Annotated in this window: 23 protein-coding genes and 1 pseudogene; 13 read left to right on the forward strand and 11 right to left on the reverse strand. The window is 76.3% G+C overall.

Going from position 1 to position 23,536, the window contains the following annotated elements; all coding sequences use genetic code 11:
* Together ACFWPT_RS26320 and ACFWPT_RS26325 are read right to left on the reverse strand one after the other, a co-directional pair.
* Positions 1-553 (reverse strand): annotated as a pseudogene (locus ACFWPT_RS26320) (hypothetical protein); the annotation flags it as partial.
* 158 nt (positions 554-711) lie between these two features.
* Complete coding sequence (locus ACFWPT_RS26325; protein WP_380484692.1) at positions 712-1,371, reverse strand: PH domain-containing protein; 660 nt, start codon at positions 1,369-1,371, stop codon at positions 712-714.
* Positions 1,372-1,728: 357 nt separating this feature from the next.
* Between ACFWPT_RS26325 and ACFWPT_RS26330 the strand changes: the two genes are divergently transcribed.
* The 3 genes from ACFWPT_RS26330 to ACFWPT_RS26340 all read left to right on the forward strand — a co-directional run bounded on the left by ACFWPT_RS26330 (position 1,729) and on the right by ACFWPT_RS26340 (position 4,219).
* Entirely contained in the window at positions 1,729-2,175 is a 447-nt protein-coding gene (locus tag ACFWPT_RS26330; RefSeq protein ID WP_063352883.1) for a helix-turn-helix domain-containing protein, read from the forward strand.
* A 152-nt stretch (positions 2,176-2,327) separates the two neighbouring features.
* Positions 2,328-2,948, forward strand: coding sequence for a ParH-like protein (locus ACFWPT_RS26335; RefSeq protein WP_380484695.1), 621 nt, complete (start codon positions 2,328-2,330; stop codon positions 2,946-2,948).
* Positions 2,945-4,219: an MAB_1171c family putative transporter gene (locus ACFWPT_RS26340; protein ID WP_380484697.1), complete on the forward strand. Its 1,275-nt coding sequence runs from the start codon at positions 2,945-2,947 to the stop codon at positions 4,217-4,219. The genes ACFWPT_RS26335 and ACFWPT_RS26340 overlap by 4 nt, the downstream gene beginning before the upstream one ends.
* 65 nt (positions 4,220-4,284) lie before the next feature.
* On the opposite strand, the gene ACFWPT_RS26345 is transcribed toward ACFWPT_RS26340, so the two are convergent.
* The 3 genes from ACFWPT_RS26345 to ACFWPT_RS26355 all read right to left on the reverse strand — a co-directional run bounded on the left by ACFWPT_RS26345 (position 4,285) and on the right by ACFWPT_RS26355 (position 5,867).
* On the reverse strand, positions 4,285-4,728 hold the full coding sequence (locus tag ACFWPT_RS26345) for a hypothetical protein (RefSeq protein ID WP_380484699.1): 444 nt from the start codon (positions 4,726-4,728) through the stop codon (positions 4,285-4,287).
* 77 nt (positions 4,729-4,805) lie between these two features.
* Positions 4,806-5,615, reverse strand: coding sequence for a helix-turn-helix domain-containing protein (locus tag ACFWPT_RS26350; protein ID WP_380375508.1), 810 nt, complete (start codon positions 5,613-5,615; stop codon positions 4,806-4,808).
* A gap of 18 nt (positions 5,616-5,633) precedes the next feature.
* Complete coding sequence (locus tag ACFWPT_RS26355; protein ID WP_363586793.1) at positions 5,634-5,867, reverse strand: hypothetical protein; 234 nt, start codon at positions 5,865-5,867, stop codon at positions 5,634-5,636.
* 553 nt (positions 5,868-6,420) lie between these two features.
* On the opposite strand from ACFWPT_RS26355, the gene ACFWPT_RS26360 reads away from it, so the two are divergent.
* Positions 6,421-7,539 carry a DUF4037 domain-containing protein gene (locus ACFWPT_RS26360; protein ID WP_380484701.1) on the forward strand — a complete coding sequence of 373 codons (1,119 nt, stop codon included), beginning with the start codon at positions 6,421-6,423 and terminating at the stop codon, positions 7,537-7,539.
* 123 nt (positions 7,540-7,662) lie between these two features.
* A complete protein-coding gene (locus ACFWPT_RS26365; RefSeq protein ID WP_380484703.1) occupies positions 7,663-8,445 on the forward strand; it encodes a hypothetical protein in 783 nt (260 codons plus the stop codon).
* Positions 8,446-8,706: 261 nt separating this feature from the next.
* Here ACFWPT_RS26365 and ACFWPT_RS26370 read toward each other — a convergent pair whose 3' ends face one another.
* Positions 8,707-9,222 carry a cupin domain-containing protein gene (locus ACFWPT_RS26370; RefSeq protein WP_380375502.1) on the reverse strand — a complete coding sequence of 172 codons (516 nt, stop codon included), beginning with the start codon at positions 9,220-9,222 and terminating at the stop codon, positions 8,707-8,709.
* A gap of 366 nt (positions 9,223-9,588) precedes the next feature.
* Here ACFWPT_RS26370 and ACFWPT_RS26375 point away from each other — a divergent pair, with 366 nt between their 5' ends.
* Positions 9,589-10,404, forward strand: coding sequence for a BPL-N domain-containing protein (locus ACFWPT_RS26375; protein ID WP_380484705.1), 816 nt, complete (start codon positions 9,589-9,591; stop codon positions 10,402-10,404).
* 35 nt (positions 10,405-10,439) lie between these two features.
* On the opposite strand, the gene ACFWPT_RS26380 is transcribed toward ACFWPT_RS26375, so the two are convergent.
* Together ACFWPT_RS26380 and ACFWPT_RS26385 are read right to left on the reverse strand one after the other, a co-directional pair.
* Positions 10,440-10,907, reverse strand: coding sequence for an NADAR family protein (locus ACFWPT_RS26380; RefSeq protein ID WP_063352891.1), 468 nt, complete (start codon positions 10,905-10,907; stop codon positions 10,440-10,442).
* Positions 10,908-11,116: 209 nt separating this feature from the next.
* Positions 11,117-11,980, reverse strand: coding sequence for an alpha/beta fold hydrolase (locus ACFWPT_RS26385; RefSeq protein WP_380484708.1), 864 nt, complete (start codon positions 11,978-11,980; stop codon positions 11,117-11,119).
* 48 nt (positions 11,981-12,028) lie between these two features.
* Between ACFWPT_RS26385 and ACFWPT_RS26390 the strand changes: the two genes are divergently transcribed.
* The 3 genes from ACFWPT_RS26390 to ACFWPT_RS26400 all read left to right on the forward strand — a co-directional run bounded on the left by ACFWPT_RS26390 (position 12,029) and on the right by ACFWPT_RS26400 (position 14,948).
* Positions 12,029-12,670: a TetR/AcrR family transcriptional regulator gene (locus tag ACFWPT_RS26390; RefSeq protein WP_380484710.1), complete on the forward strand. Its 642-nt coding sequence runs from the start codon at positions 12,029-12,031 to the stop codon at positions 12,668-12,670.
* Positions 12,671-12,879: 209 nt separating this feature from the next.
* Positions 12,880-13,686, forward strand: a complete 807-nt coding sequence (locus ACFWPT_RS26395; RefSeq protein ID WP_380484712.1) for a hypothetical protein — start codon at positions 12,880-12,882, stop codon at positions 13,684-13,686.
* A 152-nt stretch (positions 13,687-13,838) separates the two neighbouring features.
* Positions 13,839-14,948, forward strand: a complete 1,110-nt coding sequence (locus tag ACFWPT_RS26400) for a PP2C family protein-serine/threonine phosphatase (protein ID WP_380484714.1) — start codon at positions 13,839-13,841, stop codon at positions 14,946-14,948.
* Between the two features lie 27 nt (positions 14,949-14,975).
* On the opposite strand, the gene ACFWPT_RS26405 is transcribed toward ACFWPT_RS26400, so the two are convergent.
* From ACFWPT_RS26405 to ACFWPT_RS26415, 3 genes are all read right to left on the reverse strand, one after another.
* Positions 14,976-15,803, reverse strand: a complete 828-nt coding sequence (locus tag ACFWPT_RS26405; RefSeq protein WP_380484716.1) for an alpha/beta fold hydrolase — start codon at positions 15,801-15,803, stop codon at positions 14,976-14,978.
* Between the two features lie 198 nt (positions 15,804-16,001).
* Entirely contained in the window at positions 16,002-17,324 is a 1,323-nt protein-coding gene (locus ACFWPT_RS26410) for a cryptochrome/photolyase family protein (RefSeq protein WP_380484718.1), read from the reverse strand.
* Positions 17,325-17,371: 47 nt separating this feature from the next.
* Positions 17,372-18,874 carry an SDR family oxidoreductase gene (locus ACFWPT_RS26415; protein ID WP_380484720.1) on the reverse strand — a complete coding sequence of 501 codons (1,503 nt, stop codon included), beginning with the start codon at positions 18,872-18,874 and terminating at the stop codon, positions 17,372-17,374.
* Between the two features lie 416 nt (positions 18,875-19,290).
* Here ACFWPT_RS26415 and sigK point away from each other — a divergent pair, with 416 nt between their 5' ends.
* The 4 genes from sigK to ACFWPT_RS26435 all read left to right on the forward strand — a co-directional run bounded on the left by sigK (position 19,291) and on the right by ACFWPT_RS26435 (position 23,154).
* Entirely contained in the window at positions 19,291-19,875 is a 585-nt protein-coding gene (gene sigK, locus ACFWPT_RS26420; RefSeq protein ID WP_380375490.1) for an ECF RNA polymerase sigma factor SigK, read from the forward strand.
* Complete coding sequence (locus tag ACFWPT_RS26425; protein WP_380484723.1) at positions 19,872-20,621, forward strand: anti-sigma factor domain-containing protein; 750 nt, start codon at positions 19,872-19,874, stop codon at positions 20,619-20,621. The genes sigK and ACFWPT_RS26425 overlap by 4 nt, the downstream gene beginning before the upstream one ends.
* 156 nt (positions 20,622-20,777) lie before the next feature.
* Positions 20,778-22,403 (forward strand): molybdopterin-dependent oxidoreductase, encoded by a 1,626-nt coding sequence (locus tag ACFWPT_RS26430; protein ID WP_380484725.1) that lies wholly within the window; start codon positions 20,778-20,780, stop codon positions 22,401-22,403.
* A 73-nt stretch (positions 22,404-22,476) separates the two neighbouring features.
* Positions 22,477-23,154, forward strand: a complete 678-nt coding sequence (locus tag ACFWPT_RS26435) for a fasciclin domain-containing protein (protein WP_380484727.1) — start codon at positions 22,477-22,479, stop codon at positions 23,152-23,154.
* Positions 23,155-23,536 lie beyond the last annotated feature (382 nt).

Below are 23,536 nucleotides of genomic sequence, written 5' to 3' on the forward strand. Positions count from 1 at the left end.
CTGCGGGCCGGGAGGCGGGCGCGGGCCGGGAGGCGGGCGCGGGCCGGGAGGCGGGCGCGGGCCGGGAGGCGGGCGCGGGCCGGGTGGCGGGCGCGGGCCGGGTGGCGGGGGCGCCGAAGTCGCCGACGTCGCCGGAGGAGGAGGTGCGGATGGCCCGGGGCGCGGAGGGCTGCAGGGAGTCGGCGGCGCGCACGGCCCGGACGGGGGCGAGGACGGGGGCCGGGGCGAGGCTCTGGTCGAGGCGGACGACGAAGTTGACGTAGTCCAGGGGCTTGTCGGGCCAGTGGCAGTCGTTGCTGGTCAGCAGGCGGCTGCGGACGCCGTCGCGTTCGGTGACGGGCCCGGGGGTGACGCGCAGGTTCGGCTGCCAGCTGCGGCCCCACAGGTGGTGTTCCAGGGTCAGCGTCCAGCTGTCCTCGTCGACTTCCAGGGTGGCGCCGACCCGGCCGGGCAGGATCCGGGTGCCGTAGGGGCCGCGCACCACCGCGCGCTGGTCGAAGCTGGCGTTCTTGCCGACCACGGTGATCCGCCACGCGCCGTGGAACCTGAGCATCGCCGCACTCCTGACGTCCTGACGCGCCGTCCGGGCGGGCGCGCTTCCGTCGGGGTCAACGGCTGCGGGGCGGTGGGCGGCTCAACGGTGAGCGGCTCAAAGGGCCGGGCCGGCCGGGGCGGGCGGCACAGACCCGGCTCGGGCGGTTCGGGCCCGGTTCAGGCGGCGTCGGGGCGGGCGGCGGGCCGGGCGGTGCGGGCGGGTTCGCCGGGGGCGGTGTGGGCGGTGTGGGCGAGCGCCGGGTAGCCGTGCGCGGTGAGGACGAGGTCGGCGTAGCGGCGGTCGTCGAAGGGGACTCCGTGGCGCCGGAGCAGGTCGAACAGTTCGGCGAGGCGGCGGTGTTCGGTGCCGCGCGGCAGCCCGTCGCGGGTGGTGCCCAGGATGCCGAGGACCGGCCCGTACAGGCGGGCGCCGCGGGCGATGCGGGCGGCGCGGGCGGCGCGGGCGGTGCGGCGGGGTGCCGGGGTCAGGCGCAGCAGCAGGACGAGCCGGTGGGCGCCGGAGTCGGCGTCCTGCCCGGCGTCCATCGTGAGGCCCTGGATGTCGCGCCACCGGTAGCGGCGCGGGACGAACGCCCGGACGAGGGTGAGGCCGTGGTCGTCGGCGCGCAGCCAGAAGCCGTACGGGACGGGCAGGGCCACGCCCAGGACGGCCGCGCTCGACAGCAGGAGCGCGGGGACGGCGCCCATCCGGCCGGCGGCCCCGGTGTCGGCGAGCACGACGCCCATCGCCAGGGCGAGCACGCAGCCGACGGGGGCGCCGGCGGCTCGCCACAGGAAGCCCAGCCGCACCGTCTGGTGTCGCGGCGCCGTGTTCACGGGCGCTCCCTTCCCATGTCGTGCCGTCGGTGGGGCCGGCCGGTCCGGCCGGTCCCGTCTCGGGTGTCGATGCCTGGTGGTCCCAGGGGAGTCGGTCACACTACCGGCCTGCCGAGATCATTCGGATGATCCGGGGGAAACGTCAAATGTCTTTAACACGAACGGACTTGATGGCTAGTCAGTTCGACCGGACGGCCTGCGGTCCAGGATGTCAGCCACCGGTGGAGGGGTCAACTGACGTTGATTGGCGGTATCTTGTGATCCACGCCAGCTGATGCCGTTGGGTTATCGTGACCTGGCCGGCCCTGCCCGCCCGCCAGGAGGAGACGCGCGGGGCCCCGGTGAGGAGGGCGGGCCATGGCGGAATCGAACCGGGAGGACGGACCGGTGGAACTGTCCGGGCTCGCGGCCAGGATCGAGGCGCTGTTCCACACCGTCCGCAGGCCCGACCGCGAGCAGTACACCAACGAAGAGGTGGCCCGGGCCTGCCGCGAGGCGACCGGGGAGTCGTTCTCCACCACCTACCTGTGGCAGTTGCGCACCGGGCGCCGGGACAACCCGACCAAGCGCCACCTGGAGGCGCTCGCCCAGTTCTTCCAGGTCCCGCCCGCGTACTTCTTCGACGAGCGGCAGGGCGCGGAGATCGCCAAGGAGCTCGCCCTGCTCGGCGCGCTGCGCGACGCGGGCGTGCGCAGCCTGGCGCTGCGCGCGGTCGGCCTCTCCTCCGAGGGCCTGGACACGGTCAGCGAGCTGATCGACGTCATCGCCCGCCGGGACGCGGCCCGCCGGCACCCGGCGCCCTGACGCCGGCGGCGGGGGCACGGACGGGGGCGCGGGCCACGGGCGGGGCGGACGGGGTCCGGGGCCAGGAAGACGGGGGCCAGGCACGGAGGCGGAACCACGGCGGTCGGGAGATCGGGGGGAACGGGGCCGCTGATCGAGAAGGGGAACACAGCGTGCGGGACGACAGGTGCTACCGATCGGCGCTGCGCCGCTGCCGGCGGATGGCCGAACAGCTGGAACTGCCAAGCCCGTTCGACACCACCGTGCTACTGGAGCAGATCGCCCGCCGGCGGGGGCGGCCGATCGACCTGCTGCCGGTGGCCGCCCGGCCCAACGCGCCCTGCGGGCTGCTGGTGTCCACCCGGGAGGCGGACTACATCCTGTACACCGCCGACACCAGCGCGCTGCACCGCCGGCACATCCTGGTCCACGAGATCGCCCACCTGCTCCTGGACCACGCCGGCTCCGCGCCGCTCGGCCCGGCCGCGGACCTCCTGCCGCACCTGTCCCCCGACCTGGTCCGGCGGGTGCTCGGGCGCACCGGCTACGACGAGCCCCAGGAGCGCGAGGCCGAGCTGCTGGCCTCCCTCATCCTCAGCCGGGCCGCCAAGGCCGACGCCGCGCACCCGCCCGGCCCCGCCCCGCACCCGGACTCGCTGGACGTCCTGGACGTCCTGCTCACCGGCGAGCCCGGGCCCGGACCCGCCGGCGACCGGGCGGCCGACGGTCGGGCGGCGGGCGGTCGGGCGGCCGGCGACCGGGCGGCGGGCGACCGGGCGGCGGGGCGTCCGTGAGCGGCCTCGTCCTCTACGGCGTCGCGCTGTTCTTCGCCCTGAGCGCCTGGCACTTCGCCCGCGGCCGCCGGACCAACCCGCGCGCCATCGCCCGCTACAGCTGCTACGCCACCGCGCTGCTCGCCGCCGCCCTGCTGCTGCTCGCCCCGCCCACCGTCCAGGCCGCCGACCGGCTGCACCGGCTCGGGATCGCGCCCGCCCTGCCCGTCCTGCTCGGCGACACGCTGCGCATCGGCGCGGCCTGCGCGATCCGGCTGCTGGCCGGCGTCCTGCGCACGCCCGAGCCCGCTCGCCGCGCGGTGCGGCGCCAGCTGGCCCTGCTGGCCGGTGTCCTGGGGGTGCGGGCGGTCCTGTTCGTCGCCGCCGCGCCGGGCCTGGATGCCTCCGACCTCACCGCCGCGCCCTCCACCGGCGCCCGCCTGGCGCTGGCCGGGTACACCGCCGCCGGCGTGCTCTACCTCGCCTACTGCCTCACCACCCTGCTGCGCCAGCTCGCCCGGCTCGCCCGCGCCGCCGCGCCCGGGCGGCAGCGCAGCGGGCTGCGGCTGCTCACCCTGAGCCTGGTCGCGGGCCTGCTGTGGAACGCCTGGGGCGTCGACGACGTCGTCCAGGCGGCGGCCACCGGCACCCAGGCCGGCGCCGAGGACGCCCTGTGCGGCGTCCTGGGCCTGCTGTGCGTGGCACTGCTGGCGACCGGCCTGGGCACCACGGTGTGGCCGGCCGCGCACGCCGCCGTCCGCGGCTGGCTGCGCGCCCACCGCCGCTACCGGGCGCTGGCCCCGCTCTGGCGGGACCTGCACACCGTACTGCCGGAGATCGCGCTCGCCCCGGCCAGCCGGCTGCCGCTGCTGCCGCCGCGCGACCCGCAGTTCGCCCTGTACCGGCGGATCATCGAGATCCACGACGCCCGGCTGATCCTGCGCCAGCACCTCGACCCGCGCACCCCGCGGTGGCTCGCCGCCGCCACCTCGCGCTTCCCCCCGTCCGCCGCCCGGGCCGACGCCACCGCCGAGGCCGCCGCACTGGCCGCCGCACTGGAACGCGCGGCCGCCGGCGCCCGGCCCAACCCCGACACCCCGCGCACCGCCCCGGCGGCCGAACCGCCGCACGCCCTGGGGCCGGACCTGGAGTCCGAGGCCGACCACCTGGCCCACCTCACCCGCGTCTACGCCACCTGCCCGGCCGTCGCCGAGGTCCGCGCCTGCGCCCGCGCCGCCGCCCCCTCCCCCAGCGCCCCCGACCCCGACCCGGTCGCGAGCCCCGTGCGGTGAGCCGCCGGACCGGCCGGGGGCAACCCGGCCGGTGGAACGGCGGGAGCGGGCCGGGGCGGCGGCCGCTACCGGCGGACGGCCGCCAGCGAGCGCAACTGCACGTGGACGGCGCCCGGTTCGGTGCCGGTCAGCGCGGCGACCTCGGCGGCGGGCAGGGCGAGGACCAGGTGCAGCAGCAGGACGTCCTGCTGGGGGGCGGTGAGGTGGGCGACCGGGCCGAGCGGGCGCGGGCCGGCCAGGGCGCAGACGCGTCGACGGACCGCCTGCCAGGCGCAGGCGGCCGGGCTGGCGGTGGCCAGGGCGTCGAGCCAGTGGCCGCTGAGGTCGTCGAAGGCGCCCTGGACGGCCAGCGGGGCGTCGGCCGCGGGGAGCAGCAGGGCGGCGTAGTCGAGGTAGTGGCGCAGGTGGAGGTCGTACAGCGCCCACAGGCCCAGTGCCGGTCCGGTGGCGGTGGTCGTGGCGTTGGTCGTGGCGGTGGCGGTGGTCGGCTGTCGTGGTGGTGTCGGCATGGTTGATTCCCGAGGTGGCGGGTGGGTGCTGGTCCGCGGACGGGGCGCTGGTGGCGCGTTCCCGTCCGCGGACCGGGTCACACGAGTACCGGCGGGCCGCCGCCGGTGCCGTCGCGGCCCGTCGCAGCGGAGTGGCCGGAGTGGCCGGAGTGGCCGGGTTGGCCGGCGTCCTCGGCGCGGTCGGCGGCCAGGCTGTTGCGCAGGGTCACCCACAGTTTGAACAGGGTGTCCGTCGGGGTGCCGCTGCTGGAGGACTGCATGGCCCGGGTGAACTCCCGTTGGTACGTGCGGGAGTTGACCGGTGCCGGGGTGCGGGCGTTGTTCATCCGCTCCCAGGCCGCCGCCCACAGTGCGCGGCGGGCCTCCTTGACCCCGCAGACCTCCATGTAGGTGAGGAACACCGCCTTGCGCAGCGGGGCCTCACCCCTGAGGACCAGCGCCAGGGTGCTGGAGGGCAGGCGCCCTCCCCCGGCCCGGGCCCGGCGGTCCAGCTCCTCCAGGGAGGGCCAGTCGGCCTTGCGCCGCATCTCGTGCATCGCCCGTCGCAGGTCGGCGAGGGAGTCGACCTGCTCGGGGTTGAGCCGCCGGGGCGCCCGGCGCTGGGTCCCGGAGGGGCGCGGGACGTGGGCCCAGTAGTTGGCCAGGGTCCACTTGCGGCGGGCCGCCTTGAGGTCGCCGTCGCAGGCCCGGGTGAGGGCCTCGACGACCTCCCAGTTCGGCATGGTCCGGCCGCTGGTGGCCCGTTGCAGGGTGGTCGGGTGGTAGTTGGTCCGGTCGGCGAGCTGACGGTAGGTCAGCCCCGCCTCTTCACGCTGCTCGCGCAGCAACGCGGCGAGCCGACCCAGGGCCGGCTCGGTCGCCGCGATCGGTTTCTCCTGGCGTCCCATCGCGGTCCGGCGTTCCTTCTAGGCCCGCCCCTGCTGGAGCCTGGCATTCAACAGCAGTCCGCCGGTGGCCAGTTCGAGCGCCGCTCCCGCCGACATGCCCGTCCTCACCAGGGCGGCGGCCACGACGACCACGACGACGACCACGGCCGTCCGCACGGGGCCGGACGACCAGGGCAGGCCCGGCCGCGGCGGCGCCGGGTGGCCGGCGGCGCAGTGGGCGGGGGCGCGCTTCTTCTTCCGCTTCCTCGTCATCGAGGACCTCCTATATCACCGTCTACTCCAACGGACGGGAACTTCGGTGGTTGGCGTCACGCGAGGAACCCGTTTCGCGCAACACTCTGTCAGGCGTACGGGTGATTCCCAATCGGTTCGGTGAACATCGCGAAGATTGATGCGCCAGAATCCCGGGCCCGGCCCGCAATCTCGTCACAACCCTGTGACATCAGTGCAGTTCAGGAACTCGAAACCGGAATTTGATGCATTTTTGTGCAACTCGCCCTTGTAGCCGTCCTGGCTGAATGTGACGATGTGCAGCAGCGTCATCCAGACCTGCGGGTCAGGAACCCGGGGGCGCTGTCTACTCCAAATTCTCGGGAACACCGGCAGCGGGCCGTGTTGGCGCATGGGCCCGTCCGAACAGCAGAGACCGCCCGGCCCCCAGCGGCCCGAGCGGTCTCTCTGTGTTTGTCCGCCGGGGAAAAGGGCGGCGGCCGGCGGACACGGCAGCCGACGGAAGGGGTTTCCGGGAGGCGGTGGTCCGGAATCCGGTGGCCCGGGGCGGCGGGGTGTTGGCACAGTGGGCCCCATGACGACTCCCGATGATGGTGGCGCGTTCGTCCCCGGCCTGGAGCTGGCGCGGACGCTGCACGAGGAGGCCGTGCGCCCGCTGCTGGCCGAGGCGTTCCCCGGACTCGGGTACGCGGCGGCGCGGGTGGGCGCGGGCTCGGAGGTGCTGGGCTTCGACACCGCCCGCTCGACGGACCACGACTGGGGCCCTCGCCTGGAGCTGTTCCTCTCCCCCGGCGACGCCGCCCGCCACGGGGAGCGGCTGCGCGAGGTGCTGGCGCACCGGCTGCCCCGGCAGGTGCGCGGCCGCTCCACGCACTTCCGGCGCGGCCCGGACCCGCTCGACCCGGTGCGCCACCCCGACTGGACCGAGGGCCCGGTGGACCACCTGGTCGAGGTCCACGACGTGCCGTCCTGGCTGGCCGCCCGGCTGGGCCCGGCGGCGGCCGGGTGGTACCGGACGGACCCGGGGGCCGGTGACTGGCTGGCACTGCCGCAGCAGCGCCTGGCCGAGGTGACCGGCGGCGCGGTGTTCCACGACGGCCCGGGCGACCTCACCGCGGCCCGGCGCCACCTGGCCTGGTACCCGGAGCAGGTGTGGCGCTACCTGCTGGCCTGCCAGTGGCGCCGGATCGAGCAGGAGGAGGCGTTCGTCGGGCGCTGCGCCGAGGTCGGCGACGAGCTCGGTTCGATGGTGGTGGCCGCCCGCCTGGTCCGGGAGGTGATGCGGCTGTCCCTGCTGATGGAGCGCCGCTACGCCCCGTACGGCAAGTGGCTGGGCAGCGCGTTCGGGCGCACCGGCGCCGCCGGGGAGCTGGGGCCGCTGCTGCACGGCGCGCTGACGTTCAGTCATTTCACGGAGCGGGAACGGTACTTGTGCGAGGCGTACGAGGCCGCGGCCCGCCGGCACAACGCCCTGGGGCTGACCGCACCGCTGGCGGCGGCCCGCCGGCCGTTCCACGGCCGCCCCTACCTCGTCCTGGACGCCGGCCGCTTCGCCCGGGCGCTGCTGGAGACGGTCACCGACGCGCGGCTGCGCGCCCTGCCGCCGGTGGGCGGCGTGGACCAGTGGACGGACAGCACCGACCTGCTCGGCCTGCCGCAGGCCGTCCGGACAGCGGTCGGCGCCCTCGGCTGAACCCGGCGGCCGGCGGAAGTCGGGTACGGCGGCGCATTGCGGTGCGGGCCGCCGCCGGGCCAGCCTGTGGGGCGGACGCCGCGACCCGTGCGGACGCCACCCGGCCCGAGAGGACCCCGCCCGGTGAACGGCTTCGAGTACCTGCTCGGCATGCTGCTGGCCCAGCCCGTACGGGCCCGGGACGCGCTGCGCGCCCGCCTGCCCACCACCCGCCGGCTGCGCGCCCTGGCCTCCTCGCCGCGGGTCGAGGCGCTGCGGGCCGCCGAGCGCGAGCGGATCCGCCGGCTGGTCGAGGGCCTGGCCGCGGTGGAGGGCGTGACGCACCTGCTGACCCGCGTCGCCGACCACTGCGACCGCCCCGCCTCGCTCGGCCTGCTCACCACCACCGCCGAGGGCCGCGGCGTGCTGGTCTGCCGGATGAGCGCCGCCGCCTACTTCGCCACCGGCGAGGACATCACCGCCGTCCTGCCCAGGATCGAGGCGGCGGGCCTGGCCGACTGGGGCTTCCCGAACACCTGGGGCGACGAACCGCCGTACTCACCGGGCACGGTCGCCTACGCGCTGCGCTACCACCGCGACCGCGGCCTCTTCCCCGACGGCCGGCGGATGCCCGGCCCGAGCCTGTCCACCGCCGACGCCACCCTGGTCTGGGACCTGCCCGGCATCCCCCGCCCGGACCCGTACTGGCCGCGCCCGGGCAGCGACGTGTACTTCCGGCACGAGCAGATCCCGGCGGACGGCGACCCGGCCGCGCTGCTGCGGGCCGCCCGCGCCGAGGGGCGGGGCCCGGTGCTGGTGCTCACCTTCGGCCGCAACTGGACGGACACCTGCACGTACCACGCCGTGCCGCGCGGGCGCGGACACAGACACGGGCGCGGGCGCGGGCGCGGGTGCGAACTGGGCTGAGCGCCCGGTGCGGCCGGGGGCAGCGCCCCGGCCGCACGCACGGTTCAAGCGCTCAGCACTGGGGCCGGCGGCCGTGGTTGGCACCGCGCCGGGCCCGGGCCTTCTTCTTGCGGCGACGCTTCGACGACATGGCCACTCCTCTCGCAACCGGGACACCCCCGGCCTCCACCGTTCCACACCCGGCCCGCACCGGCCCGCCGGGAGCGGCCGTCACGGGCCCCGGTCGGGGCCTCAGGCGGGGGCTGGGCCCCGGGCGGGGCCTCAGGCGGGGGCGGCGCTGCGGTCGAGGGCGGCGCGCCAGGCGGGGCTGTCGACGTAGTGGTTGTCGAAGCGCCCGGCGGAGGCGGCGATCGCGCCCGGGTCGGTCTCGCCGCGCATCACGCGGCCCAGCAGGCGCAGGTAGTCGAAGCGGTCCATGCCCGGGGTGAACACGAACAGGACGTCGGCCTCGGCGCCCGGGGCGGCGGCGAAGGCGTGCGGGGTGTGCGGCGGCACGGCGAGGAAGTCGCCCTCGCCCAGGATCGTGACCTCCTCGCCGACCAGCACCTGCAGCGAGCCGCCGATCACGAAGAACAGCTCCCACGCCCGGGTGTGGAAGTGCGCGGGGGCCCCGACGGCGCCCTTGGCGAAGGTGGAGCGGTAGCTGGTGAACCCGCCCTCGGTGTGCGCCGAGTCGGCGAGCAGGGTCATGGTGCTGCTCGGGTCGGCGCAGCTCTCGGCCTCGGCGTGGCGGGTCAGCACGGGGGCGGCGGTGGCGGTGTTGCTCGTCGTCGTCATGGGACCAGGCTAGGGCCGGAAAGACCCGCCATCAGGTGGCAATTGAATGCCATTTTCACGGGTCAATTTCCAGGCCGGCGGCCGCTGGCAGACCGGCAGACCGGCAGACCGGCAGACCGGCAGACCGGCCCGATGACGACGGACGATCTTCTGCGGCACCAGGACGAACGGCGGGCCGAGGCCGCGTCCGCCTGACCCGTCCGTCCGTGCTACTCCGCCGGGCCCGCCTCCCGTCAACGCGGACGGCGCGCGGCACCCGTTCGGGGGGCGGACGTGCGGCGCGGGCCGCTGTGCCCGTAGCGTCGTCGCTGCACACGGCGTAGGTCCTGTCCGGGGAGGGTGTCAGCGATGGCGGGAGTGCCGGTCATGAGGGGTGGGCGGCGGCCCTGGCGGGCCGCTGCGGCCCTGGCGGTGGCGGCGGCGCTGCTGACGGCGTCCGCCTGCGGCGCCTCCCCCGTGCCGGACGGCGCGGCCGACGACGCGGTCGCCGCCGCCGACGGGCGGCCGCTCGCGCTGGTCTACCGGGGCCCGGCGGCCTGCGAGGGCTGCCCGGAGGCGGCGCGGGAGCTGCTGGAGCGCGACGGCTTCGCGGTGCGCTACGTCGGGCCCGAGGAGCGGCTGCGCTTCGGCGCGGGCGTGCTGGCCGGCGCCGCGCTGTACGTGCAGCCGGGCGGCACCAACGGGCAGGAGGTGAGCACCGCGTGGGGCCTGCTGCAGCGCGACCCCGGCTTCTCGCCGGAGCTGGTGCGCGACTTCGTCCGGGGCGGCGGGCGCTACCTGGGCCTGTGCATGGGCGGCTACCTGGCCGGCGACCCGGGCTACGACCTCCTGCCGGGCGACTCCGGGCAGTACATCCACTCCCGGGGGGCGACCGTCACCGACGAGCAGGACCGCCTCGTCGACGTCGCCTGGCGCGGCCGCCCGCAGCGGATGTACTTCCAGGACGGCCCGTACTTCGACGTCGACGGCCCGGGCGTGGACGTCCTGGCCCGCTATTCCAACGGCCGCGCCGCCGCCGTCACCGCCCCCTACGGCGCCGGCCGGGTGGCGGTCAGCGGCCCGCACCCGGAGGCCCCCGCGGACTGGTACCGCGACTACCACCTGCCCGACGAGTCGAAGACCGGCCTGGGCCTGGGCGCCGACCTGCTGCACGACCTGATGGCGGCAGCCCCATCGTCCTGACGTTCCGTCAACTCGCCTGCGGGTGAGCTGCGGTGTCACGCCCGCTCGGCGGGTCCGGCAGGGAACTCGGCGCGCAGCCGGGTGCGGGTGCGCATCAGGATGCGGCCGAGCATGTTCCTGCCGGTGCCGGTGCGTCCGCGCCCCCAGTAGTGGTCGGTGCCGGTGTCCTCGACGAGTTCCTCGTCGCCGGTGGCGAGCAGGACGGCGCGGATGTCCGGGTGCTCCCGGAACTTGGCCGCCACCGCCCGGCGCATCACGTCGTCCTTGACGCGCTCCCAGTCGCGGCGCAGCGGTCCGGCCGGGTCGCGGCCCAGTTCGGCGGCGCGCAGCGGGGTGCGGGCGCGGCGGACGAGGTCGGCGTGGCGGGTGCCGGCGAACTTCTGGGCCTGGAAGTAGTGCTCGGAGGTGGGCCAGAGGTGTCCGTCGAGGTGGAGGGGGTGGGGGGAGAAGTTGGAGAAGCAGCCGTGCGGGGCTTCGTCGGCGCCGTAGAAGTAGATGGTCATCGGGGCCTCGTGGAGGGGTCGTTGGCGGGAGCCGTACGGTCGCAGGCGTGCGGCCGCGCCCGCAACCGGTTTTCGTCCGGTCGCGGGCGCGGGTTCGACGGGCCTCGGCGCGGCCTCGGCGCGGGCTCGGCGCGGGCTCGGCGCGGTTCACGTGGTGCTCCGTCAGCGGGACGGTGCGCAGCGGGAGCCCCCGGGGCCGGCCGGTGGCGCTACCGCCCGGCGGGGTGCAGGACGCGGTCGGCCACCAGGTCCGGCCGGTCGGTCGGCAGGGCGTGGCCGGCGCCGGGCACGATCTCCGTCCGGGCCGAGGGCACGAGGCGGCCGAGGCGCTCGGCGACCGCGTGCGCGTCGTGCATGGCGCTGCGCTCCCCGAGCAGGAACAGTGCGGGGACGTCCAGGCGGCGCAGTTCCTCGTCGGACAGGACCGGGGGCACCGGGAGCGCGCGGCGGAACCCCATCGACGCGCGCATCAGGGCCATCAGTTCGGTCTCCAGGATGGCACTGTTGCCGACCAGGCGGGCCAGCCGGGGGCGCAGCGCCCGCGGCGCGGTGGCGGCGAGGCCGCCGGCGATCACCCAGGCGTAGAACCGGGCGCCCATGTCGGCGAAGCCCGCCGGGTCCACCAGGGTGAGGGAGGCGACCCGCCCGGGGTGGTGGATCTGGTGGTGGAGCGCCAGCCAGCCGCCGTAGGAGCAGCCGACGACCTGGGCGTCCGTCACCTCCAGTGCGGCCAGGATTTCGTCCAGCCAGGCGGCCGCGTCCCGGCCGTCGGCGATCGGGGCGCTCTGCACGCTCGCGCCCGGTTCGCCGACCGTGTCGACGGCGATGACCGGGCGGTGGCGGGCCAGTGTGTCGATGTAGCGGTGCCACATCAGTGCGTTTCCGCCCGAGCCGGGCAGCAGCACGATCGGCTCGCCGTGCTGCGGGCCGGTCCGGTAGACGCGGGTGGTCCCGAACGCGGTCGGGAGGTCCAGCGCCGTCCGAGGCCCGGGCCACAGTTCCGTCAGGGCCCGCTCGTAGGCGGCGCGAAACCGGTCCCCGGCCTGGTCGTTCTTGAACTGGCTGATTCGCATGATACATGTGTATCACGGCATGATACGGGTGTACCAGGGAGGTCGTACATGAACGCGCGGGTCGATCACGAGGAACGCCGGCGGCAGATCGCCGAAGCGCTGCTGCGCATCGCCGACACCCAGGGGCTGCAGGCGGCCAGCATGCGGGCGGTCGCCACCGAGGCGGGCGTCTCCCTGCGGCTGGTGCAGTACTACTTCACGACCAAGGAGGGGCTGCTGCTGGACGCGCTGGAGCGGCTCGGCGCCCAGCTCCAGGCCCGCATGGCGGCGTGGATCACCGCGGCCGCCACCCCGTCCACGCCGCGCGGCCTGGTGACCGCGGTCCTGTCCAGCATCCTGCCCACCGACCCGGAGAGCCGCCGGATCACCCGCACCTACGCCGCCTACTACACGCTGGTGCTCAGCGATCCCGCACTGGTGGAGAAGCACGGAACGCCCCAGCCCGACCTGCTGGAGGGCTTCCTCGCCAAGCAGGTCCGCACGGCCCAGCAGGCCGGGCAGATCGACCCCGCCAGGGACCCGGAGATGACCGCCGCCGGGCTGCTGGCCATGGTCAACGGCCTCGGCTCCAGCGTGCTCGGCGGCCAGCGCACCGGCGACGCCGCGCTGGCGATCCTCACCCACCACCTGGACGAGTTGTTCCGCGGCCGTCCCCGCGGTGACGCCGCCCCGGACCTGCCGACCGCCTGACCTGTCGCCCCCGGACCGGCCGGCCTTCCCCCGCCGCCGGGGGTGGGCCGCCGTTCGGCCGGATCCCGTCCGGCCGCCCCGCAGGCGCCCTGTCCGCCCCGCCGCCGGTGCACGAGAATGTGCCGGTCCCGCGCGAGGGGCCGGCGAAAGCGGCCAACTCCCCTGCCGGGCAATCCTTTTCCGTTACCGAATGGGGAGGTTCACCGACCGTGTACAGGAGACTTCCGCAAGCCGTGCTGTCGGGTGTGCTGGTCGTGGCCTTCGCGGGAACGACCGCGTGGGCCACGACGACGGCGGGCACCGCCCCCGCGCCGGGCGTCGCCGCCGGGTGCGGGGCCGACGCGACCGCCCAGGGCCTGGCCAGTACCGCCCTCCCGAACACCCTGGTGGAGACGCCGCGCTCCGACGGGCGGACCGAACAGTTCCAGCAGTTCTACGACAGTTCGGCGGCCTCCCTCCTGCCCTTCGTCTGGCACCGCTCCCAGGACGCGCCCGGGGGCGCCTACGGCGGCTGGGAGCGCGTCAGCGCCACCCCCGTGGGCCCGAAGCTGTACCAGGTGAGCGCCGTCGAGAACAGCGCCGGCGCCCTGGAGGTGTTCTTCGCCTCCTACGGCGGCTTCTGCCACACCGTCCTGCCCGCGCCCGGCGACTCCTGGACCCCGACCGAGAACTTCGAGCTGTCACCACCGCCCTACCACGGCGGGCTCACGCTCTTCAGGGAACGCGACGGCCGGCTGCACGTCTTCGCCTCCGGCGCCGGCACGAACGCGGCCATGGAGGTGCGCAGCCAGGACGGCGACGCCCAGGACTCCTGGGGCCCGGTGCGGCAGCTGCCCAGGCTGCCGGACCCCAACGCGGGCCTGGGCGCGCCGACCTCGGTCGTCCAACTGCCGGACGGGCGGCTGCGGGTGACCGTCCGCGAGTGGAACCGCGACCGCTCGTGGCGGACCACCGAGGTGGACCGGTTCGTCTCCTGGGAGCCGTGGCAGCTCTGCGCGGACAGCACCTGCGCCTGACGGCCTGACGCCCGGGCGGCGGGCGGCGGGCGTCCGGGCCCGGGCGGGCGCTCCCGAGCGGGCGCTCGCCCGTCCGGGCGGGCTGCGCTGGCGGCCGGGTGGGGCCGCCGGTATGCCTGGGGGGACGGCGAGGCGGCGGAGAGGACGGCGGGGTGGGCGGCGCGGACGCGGACGGGAGCGGGGACCGGGACGGCGCGGGGACGCGGGCGCCGGGCAACCGGGCGGTGGTGCTGGGGGTGCTGGCCTCCACCGCGGTGGTGCTGCTCGCCCAGGCGGCGAGCGGCACCAGCGCCCGGCTGGTGCTGCTGCTGGTGTTCCTGCCGGCCCTGCTGGCGGGGCTGGGCACCGTCGCGCAGACGGTCGTGGTCTCGGTGTGGGTGGCCGGGGTCGTGGCGGTCAGCACGGTGCTGTTCCCGCCGTCCTCGCTGGCCGCCCGGGTGGGCACCCTGGTGGGCGTGGTCGGCGCCGAGGCGGCCGTGGTCGGGCTGTGCGCGCGGCGGGTGCGGCGCGAGCGGGAGCTGTTCCGGATGCGGCAGACCGCCGTCGCCCTGCAGCGCCAGCTGCTGCGCCCGCTGCCGGTGCTCACCCCCGACGTCCAGCTGTACGGGCTGTACCGGCCGGTGGAGGAGGACGCCCTGGTCGGCGGCGACCTGTACGACGTCGCCGACACCCCGTACGGCACCCGGGTGCTGGTGGGCGACGTGCAGGGCAAGGGCCTGCCGGCAATCGGCGCGGGCTTCGCGGTGCTGAGCGCCTTCCGGGAGGCGGCCTTCCGGGAGCCGGCGCTGACCGGCGTCGCGGACGCCCTGGAGGCGGCGGTGGAGCGGCACAACGCGTACGCGGTGCAGGGCGGCGAGAGCGAGCGCTTCGTCACCGCGACCGTGCTGGGCGTGGAGCGCGGCGCGGACGTGCAGGCCGTCAACTGCGGCCACCTCGCCCCCTACCTGCTGCACGGCGGCCGGGTCGAGGCCGTGCCGCTGCCGGCCGGGGTGCCGCTCGGGCTGGCGGAGCTGACCGACGAGGTGCGCACCGTCCGGTGGTTCGCGCTGCCCGAGGACGGCGTGCTGGTGCTGCTCACCGACGGGATCACCGAGGCCCAGGACGCCACCGGCGCGTTCTACCCCGTCGAGCGGGGCCTGGCCGCCCTCGCCACCGCCCCCGCCTCCCTGCTGCCCGAGGCCCTGGACCGCGAGGCCCGCCGCTGGAGCGGAGGCCGCAGCCGCGACGACGTCACGGCGCTGTCCCTGCGCCGCGCGCCCTGAGGCTGCCGAGGTTCCCCCGAGGCGCCCTCACCGCTTGAGGAACTCCAGCAGGTCGGCGTTGAAGCGCTCCTTGTCGCCGGGGACCATCGCGATGCCGTGCGAACCGTTCTCGTACACCTTCAGGACGGCGCCGGGGATGATCCGGGCGGCCCGGCGGGCGGTGGCCTCGACGGGGACGATCCGGTCGTCGTCACCGTGCACGATCAGGGTGGGGATGTCGAACCTGGCCAGGTCCTCGTGGAAGTCGGTGTAGCCGAAGGCGTCCACGCAGTCGACGCCGCCCTCGATGGTCTGGTGCATCGCCATGAACCAGAACGCGTCCCGGTTGCCCTGGGTGGCGCGGGAGCCGGGGCGGTCGGCGGAGAAGAAGTCGACGGAGGTGTCCTGCCAGAACTGGGAGCGCTCGGTGAGGATGCCGGCCTTGAGGTCGTCGAAGACGGTGCCGGGCACGCCGTGCGGGTTGTCGGGGCCCTGCAGCATGGACGGGGTGATCGCCGACAGCAGGACGGCGGAGCGGATCCGCCCGGTGCCGTGGCGGCCGATGTAGCGGGCGAGCTCGCCGCCACCCATGGAGTGGGCCACCAGGGTGACGTCGCGCAGGTCGAGCCCGGTGAGCAGGCTGTCGAGGTCGTCGGCGAAGGTGTCGAAGTCGTAGCCGCCGTAGACCGGGGCGGAACGGCCGTGGCCGCGCCGGTCGTGGGCGATGGCCCGCAGGCCGGCGTCCGCGACGGCCTTCAGCTGGTCCTGCCAGGCGTCGCCGTTGAGCGGCCAGCCGTGGATGAACACGACGGGGCGCCCGCCGCCCCAGTCCTGGTAGAAGATCTCGACGCCGTCGCGGGTCCTGGAGATGGGCATGCTCCTGCTCCTTCGGGTGGTGCGCCGGGGGTGGGGCGGCCTGCCGGGGTGACCTGCCCGGGGGCGGCCGGGCCGCAGGTTCATCCAACGGGAGGCGGGTGGGGCCCGCGCGGGAGCGGACGCGGTGCTACGCCGTTCGGGTGAGTTCGGGTGAGTTTCGGGTCGGGGCGGATGAGTGCGGGTGAGGACGAGGGCGGTTCAGCCGCTCTCGCGCAGGCGGGTGCCGAGGGCGTCGGGGGGCAGCAGGGGCGCCGGGTAGCCGGCCGGGGGCTCGGCGAGCTCCCAGGGGCGGTGGACGGCGCGGGCGGGCAGGTGGGCGAGCTCGGGGACCCAGCGGCGCACGTAGGCGCCGTCGGGGTCGTAGCGGTCGGCCTGACGCAGCGGGTTGAGGACGCGGTTGGGGCGGGTGTCGGTGCCGGTGCCGGCGGCCCACTGCCAGTTGAGCTGGTTGTTGGCGAGGTCGCCGTCGACGAGCAGGGCGAGGAAGTGGGCGGCGCCGGGGCGCCAGTGGTGGCGCAGGCTCTTGGTGAGGAAGGAGGCGGTGAGCAGGCGGGCCCGGTTGTGCATCCAGCCCTCGTGGGCGAGTTGGCGCAGGCCGGCGTCGACGATCGGGTAGCCGGTGCGGCCCTCGCGCCAGGCCTGGAGCTCGCGTTCGTCGTCGTACCAGCGGACGGGGCGGGGGCGGTAGTCGGCGTGGGCGGCGTCGGGGCGGGCGGCGAGGACCTGGTGGTGGAAGTCGCGCCAGGCGAGTTGGCGCACCAGCGCGGCCGCGCCGGGGGTGTCGGACTTCCCGGCGCGGTGGGCGAGCTCGGTGGCGGACAGGCAGCCGAAGTGCAGGTACGGCGAGAGGCGGGAGGTGGCGTCGGCGGCGAGGTCGTCGTGCAACTGCTCGTAGGCGTCCGGGTTCCAGGCGCGCAGGCGGCGGCGGGCGGCGCTCTCGCCGCCGGGGGCGCGGCCCGGGGAGGTGCCGGCGGGGGCGGCGGGCAGCGGGGCGCTCGCGGGGCCGTCGGGGGTGGCGAGGGTGCGCGGGGCGGGCAGGACGGTGCGCCGGGGGACCTGCTGCCAGGCGCGGTGGTAGGGGGTGAAGACGGCGTAGTGGTCGCGCCCGGCCGGGGTGACGAGGCCGGCGGGGACGATGGTGAGCGCGGCGTCGTGCAGGTGCAGGCGCTCGCCGAGGGCGCGGCGCAGGGCGTGTTCGCGGCGGGTGGCGAAGGCGGAGACGCCGGCGTTGGTGTGGACGGTGTCGGCTGCGCACTCGGCGGCCAGGCGGGCGGCCTGTTCGGCGGGGTCGCCGTGGCGCAGGACCAGGCGGGAGCCGGCGGCGCGCAGCGCCCGGTCGAGGTCGGCGAGGCTCTCGGCGAGGAAGGCCTGCCGGTTGGGGGCGGCGAAGCCGGCCCGGGCGATGGCCGGGTCGAGGACGAACAGGGGGACGACCTGGTCGGCGCGGGTGCGGGCGGCGTGCAGGGCGGGGTTGTCGTGCAGGCGCAGGTCCTGGGTGAACAGGACGACGGCGGTGCTCATCGGGGGCCTCGTGCGGTGGGGTGCGGGTGGCGATGGGGGTGGGGGTGTCAGGCGGGTCGGGCGGCGGGTCGGGCGCGTTCGGTGATGTTGCGGGCCATGGCGCCGAACACCAGGGCGTGGAAGGGCGCCACCGACCACCAGTAGAGGTGGCCGGCCAGTCCGTGCGGGTGGAACAGCGCCCGCTGCTGGTACAGCGCGCCGCCGTCGCCGTCGGGCGTCACGCGCAGTTCGAGCCAGGCCAGGCCCGGCAGGCGCATCTCGGCGCGCAGCCGCAGCAGGTGTCCGGGTTCGATCTCCTCGACCCGCCAGAAGTCGAGCGCGTCGCCGACCCGCAGCCGGTGGCGGTCGCGGCGGCCCCGGCGCAGGCCGACGCCGCCGGCCAGGCGGTCCAGGCGGCCCCGCAGGGCCCAGGCCAGCGGCAGGGAGTACCAGCCGTTCTCGCCGCCGACGCCCTCCACCACCCGCCACAGCGCGGCCGGGTCGGCGGCCACCCGGCGCCGGCGCAGGTCCTGGTAGAGGCTGCCGCCGGCCCAGTCGGGGTCGGTGGGCAGCGGGTCGCTGGGCGCGCCGGGCAGGGAGGCGGAGGACCAGCGGGTGGAGACCTGGGCGTCGCGGATGCGCCGCAGGGCCAGTTCCACGGCCCGGTCGAAGCCGGTCAGGCCCTCGGGCGGGTCGGGGATCCAGCGGGCGATGTCGTGTTCGCGGCACACCACCTCGTGGCGCAGCGACTCCACCAGCGGGCGGGCGAGCGAGCCCGGTACGGGGGTGACCAGGCCCACCCAGTGGCTGGACAGGCGCGGGGAGAGCACCGGCACCGGCACGATCAGGCGCCGGGGCAGGTCGGCGACCTCGGCGTAGTGGCGCATCATCAGCCGGTAGGTGAGCACGTCGGGCCCGCCGATGTCGAAGGTGCGGTCGACCCCGGGGGGCAGGGCGGCGGCGCCGACCAGGTAGCGCAGCACGTCGCGTACGGCGATCGGCTGGATGCGGGTGTCGACCCAGCGGGGGGTGACCATCGCCGGGAGCCGTTCGGTCAGGTGGCGCAGCATCTCGAAGGAGGCCGAGCCGGAGCCGATGATCACCGCGGCCCGCAGTTCGGCGGTGGGGACGCCGCCCGTGCGCAGGGCGCGGCCCACTTCGGCGCGCGAGCGCAGGTGGGCCGACAGGTGCGGTTCGGGGACGCCTGCGGGCAGCAGTCCGCCGAGGTAGACGATGCGCCGGGTGCCGGCGGCGGCGGCCGCCTCGGCGAAGGCCTCGGCGGCCTGCCGGTCCCGGGTCTCGAAGCCGGGCCCGGTGCCCAGGGAGTGGACCAGGTAGTAGGCGGCGTCGATGCCGTCGAAGGCCGCGGGCAGGGTCTCGGGGCGGGTGACGTCGCCGGTGACGGCCTCCACGTCGGCCCGCCAGGGCTGGTCCCGCAGCCGGAGCGGGTCGCGGACCAGGCAGCGCACCCGGTACCCGGCGGCGAGCAGTTCGGGCACCAGGCGCCCGCCGATGTAGCCGGTGGCGCCGGTGACCAGGCAGTGCGGGCGCGTCCGGGTCGGCTCGTCCACCTGCGGCTCCTCTCGTGCGGGCGGCTGCGCCCCCCGTACCCCGCCAGGCGCGGGGGGCGCTGCCGGGGTGTTCGGAGCGGACGCGGCCGGGGATTGGACGGGGCCGGGGATTCGAGTCTTCCAGGGGTCTCCTGCGGGCGCCCGTGCGGGCGCGGGGCCAGGAATCCGGGCGTGCGCGAGGCCGGGAATCCGGTGTCCTGCGAGGGGGCCGGGAATCCGGTGTCCTGCGAGGGGGCCGGGAATCCGGTGTCCTTCGCGGGCAATCCGCGCCGGGTGCAGCTTCGAACGCCTGACGTCGCCGTGTTCCGTCGGCCCGGCCGGGTGTCCGCCCGGCCGGGATTACCTGGAGGTCGTGCCATGCCCACCGTCCACTGGCCGGGGCCGTCGCCCGTGTGTCGCGAGCGCGAGGCGGCCGGATGAGCACGGTCGTTCACCTGTCCGGGCCGGGGCGTCCGGGCACCGACCTCAAGGAGCTGCTGAGCAGGACCGCGCTCGGCGACCGGGAGGCGTTCGGCCGGCTGTACGACGCGGTGGCGGGCCCGGTGCTGGGGCTGGTCCGCCGGGTGCTGCGGGATCCGGCGCAGTCCGAGGAGGTCGCGCAGGAGGTGATGCTGGAGGTGTGGCGCACCTGCGCCCGCTACCGGCCCGAGCGCGGGGAGGTGCTGGCGTGGGTGCTGACCATCGCCCACCGCCGCGCCGTGGACCGGGTGCGGGCGGCGCAGGCGGCCGCCGACCGCGACCAGCGGGCCGCCGCCGCCTCGCACGTGCCGGCGTTCGACGAGGTCGCCGAGCAGGTCGAGGGGCGGCTGGAACGCGAGCAGGTGCGGCGCTGCCTGAAGGGGCTGACCGAGTTGCAGCGGGAGTCGATCACGCTGGCCTACTACCGCGGGTACACCTACCCGCAGGTCGCCGAACTGCTCGGCACCCCGCTGGGCACCGTCAAGACCCGGATGCGCGACGCGCTGATCCGGCTGCGCGACTGCCTGGGAGTGGGAGCATGAGCGGCGCCGACCTGCACACGCTGACCGGCGCCTACGCCGCGCACGCCCTCGACGCGGACGAGCGCGCGCAGTTCGAACGCCATCTGGCGCAGTGTCCGGCCTGCGCCCGGGAGGTGGCCGAGTTCACGGCGACGCTGGCCAGGCTTGGCGCCGCGCAGGCCGTCGCGGTGCCCGGAGAGTTGAAGTCGCGGGTGATGGGCGCGCTGGACACCGTCCGGCAGGAGGCCCCGCGCGCCGCGGCCGGGCCCGACGGCGCCCGGCGCCCCGGGCGGTCCGCCCGCGGCTGGCCGCGGCTGGCGCTGGCGGCCTGTCTGGCGGCGGCCGCGGCCCTCGGCGGCGTGGCCGTCCAGCAGCACCGGGAGGCGGACCGGGCCAGGGCCCTCGCCGCCGCGCTGCAGCGGCACCAGGACCAGGTCACCGGGCTGCTGGCGGCACCCGACGCCCGGCGGGCGAGCGGCCCGGCGGCCGGCGGCACCGGCAGCGGGGCGGTGGTCTGGTCGCACGGCCGGGGCCGGGCCGTCCTCCTGGCCTCCGGCCTGCCCGCCCCGGCGGACGGCACGGCGTACGAGCTGTGGTTCGACGACGGCGCCGCGATGCGCCCGGCGGGGCTGATGCCCCGGGGCGACGGCGCGTTCCTGCTGGACGGACCCCTGGACGGTGCGCGCGGCATCGGCGTCACGGTGGAGCCCTCGGCCGGCTCCGCGCACCCCACGGGGGCGCCGGTCCTGCTGATCCCGTTCACCTGAGCGGCCGAACCGGGTCGGGCCTCCCGGCGGTCCGGCCCGTTCCGCAGCCCGTCCGCGGCCCTCAGCCCTGGCCGGGAGGTGTCACCCGGCCAGAGCAATGTCACCCGATCGGGGGGTATCCGGACTCGCACCCATCCGGTGGAGCCGGACCGCCGAATGAGGACCGTGACCGATGAGACGAGCAGCAGCCCGCCGGGCGCCCTCCCCCGAGCACGCACCCGTGCCGCCGGGCCGGCCGTCGCGGCGCTGTGCGGGCTGGCGGCCGCCGCCGCGGCCGTGGGAGCCGGCGAGGCGGCGGCGGCGTTCACCCGCCCCCAGGCCTCACCGGTGGTGGCGATCGGCTCGGCGGCGATCGACCTCGCACCCACCGCCGTCAAGGCGTGGGCGGTCCAGCGGTTCGGCACCGGCGACAAGACGGTCCTGCTGGGCGGGATCTACACCGTCATGGGCCTCGCGGCCGCGGCCCTCGGCGTGCTGGCCGGACGCCGTCGCGGCGCGGCCGCCGCCCTGTTCGCGGCCTTCGGCGGCCTCGGTGCCTGGGCAGCGCTGGCCCGCCCGCAGGCCGTCCCCACCGACCTGCTGCCCTCCGCCGCCGCGGCGGGCGGCGCGGTCGCCGTGCTGTGGTGGCTGACCGGACCCGCCCTCTCCCTTGGCCCGTTCCTTGGCCCTTTCCTTGGCCCCTCCCGGCGCTCGGGCGCGGTCCGGCCGGCCGGGCCCGAGCGGCGGCGCGTCCTGGCGGCCGGCGCCACGATCGGCGCGGCCGCCGCCCTCGGCACGGCCGGACGCGTCCTGTCCGACCGGCGCGGCGACGTCAGCGCGGCCCGCGCCGCCGTCCGCCTGCCGCCGCCGCTGCGCCCGGCGCCACCGCTGCCGCGCGCTGTCGGCGCCACGGTCCCCGGCCTGCCCCCGTTCATCACCCCCACCGCCGACTTCTACCGCGTCGACACCGCCCTGACCCTGCCGCGCATCGACCCGCGCGCCTGGTCGCTGCGGCTGCACGGCATGGTCGACCGCCCGCTGGTGATCGGCTTCGACGACCTGCTCGCCCTCGGGCTGGAGGAGCTGGACCACACCCTGTCCTGCGTCTCCAACGAGGTCGGCGGCCCCTACGCGGGCACCACCCGCTGGCTTGGCGCCTCGCTGCCCGCCCTGCTGCGCCGCGCCGGCGTCCGCTCCGGCGCCGAGCAGCTCGTCGGCCGCTCGCAGGACGGCATGACGATCGGCACCCCGGTCGAGACGCTCCTCGACGGGCGCCGGGCGCTGCTCGCGGTGGCGATGAACGGCGAGGCGCTGCCCGTCGAACACGGCTTCCCCTGCCGCACGGTGGTGCCCGGCCTCTACGGCTACACCTCGGCCACCAAGTGGCTCGTCGACCTGGAGGTGACCACCTTCGCCGCCCGCGACCCGTACTGGGTGCGGCGCGGCTGGGACCGCACCGGCGAGGTCCGCACCGCCTCACGGATCGACGTGCCCGCGCCGTTCGCCCGCGTGCCGCCCGGCGACGTGACGGTGGCCGGCACCGCCTGGGCCACCCACCGCGGCATCGCCGCCGTCGAGGTGCGCGTCGACGGCGGGCCCTGGCGGCAGGCCGAACTGGCCGCCGACGCCGGGCCCGACCTGTGGCGCCAGTGGACCCGCACCTGGACCGGCGCCGCCCCCGGGACCCACCGCCTCGAGGCCCGCGCCACCGACGGCACCGGGGCCGTCCAGCCCGCCACCCGCACACCCCCCTACCCCTCGGGCGCGACGGGCTGGCACAGCGTCGTCGTCACCGTCACCTGACCCCACCTCACGACCTCCCCACCCCTTCGGCATCCGGGATCCGCCCGATGCCCCCTGACAGGAGAATCCGTCCATGAACACGACCGTCCTGGTCCGCAAGCCCTTCGCCGCCGTCCTCGCCGCCGGCCTGCTGGCCGCCTCCCTGAGCGCGTGCAGCAGCAGCAGCGGCGGCGACGCGAAGTCCTCGGACACGGCCAAGAGCACCACCGCGGCCGCCGCGCCCCAGGCTTCCAGCGCCCAGGCTTCCGGTGCCCAGGCCGCCGAGCAGGTGACGTCCGGGCAGCCGTTCGGCACCGCGTGCGCGGCCGTCCCCACGAACGGGGCGGGCAGCTTCACCGGCATGGCCAAGGACCCGGTCGCCACCGCCGCCTCCAACAACCCGCTGCTGTCCACCCTCGTCACCGCCGTCAAGCAGGCCGGCCTGGTGGACACCCTCAACTCCGCGAAGAACATCACCGTCTTCGCCCCCACCAACGACGCCTTCGCCAAGCTCCCGAAGAAGGACCTCGACGCCGTCCTCGCCGACAAGGACAAGCTCACCAAGATCCTCACCTACCACGTCGTCCCCCAGCGCCTGGCTCCCGCGGCACTCGCCGGCGGGCACAAGACCCTGGCCGCCGACGACCTCACCGTGACCGGCGCCGCCCCGGACTTCACCGTCAACTCCGCCGCCAAGGTGCTGTGCGGCGACATCCAGACCGCCAACGCCACCGTCTACATCGTCGACACCGTCCTGATGCCCGCCTCCTGACCCGGCATCAGCCCATGAACCGCGGCCCCCGACGAACAACCCCCCGGTAGCCGGGGGCCGCACCCCCCACCTCCCCCGCCCGCTTGCCCGCTTGCCCGGCGACCGAATATGTAGACCGACCGACATATTCTTCCCGCGTCTCGCAGGCTCGTCCGTGCACAGGAAGTCGGACCCGCCGACTTCCTGTGCACGGTGGCATGGCGGCGCTTCTGCCCCCACCAGGGAAATATGTAGACCGACCGGCATATTTCTCCTGCGCCACAGTTCCGGCCGCGGGGGGGGGGGGCGGGGGCGGCGGGGGGGGCGCGGCCGCCCCCCCCCCCCAACCCGCGCCCCCCCCCCCCCCCCCGCCGGCCGCCCGGCGGTGTGGCAGGGCCAATAT

The organism is Kitasatospora sp. NPDC058478 (assembly GCF_042720345.1).
Classification (GTDB): Bacteria; Actinomycetota; Actinomycetes; order Streptomycetales; family Streptomycetaceae; genus Kitasatospora.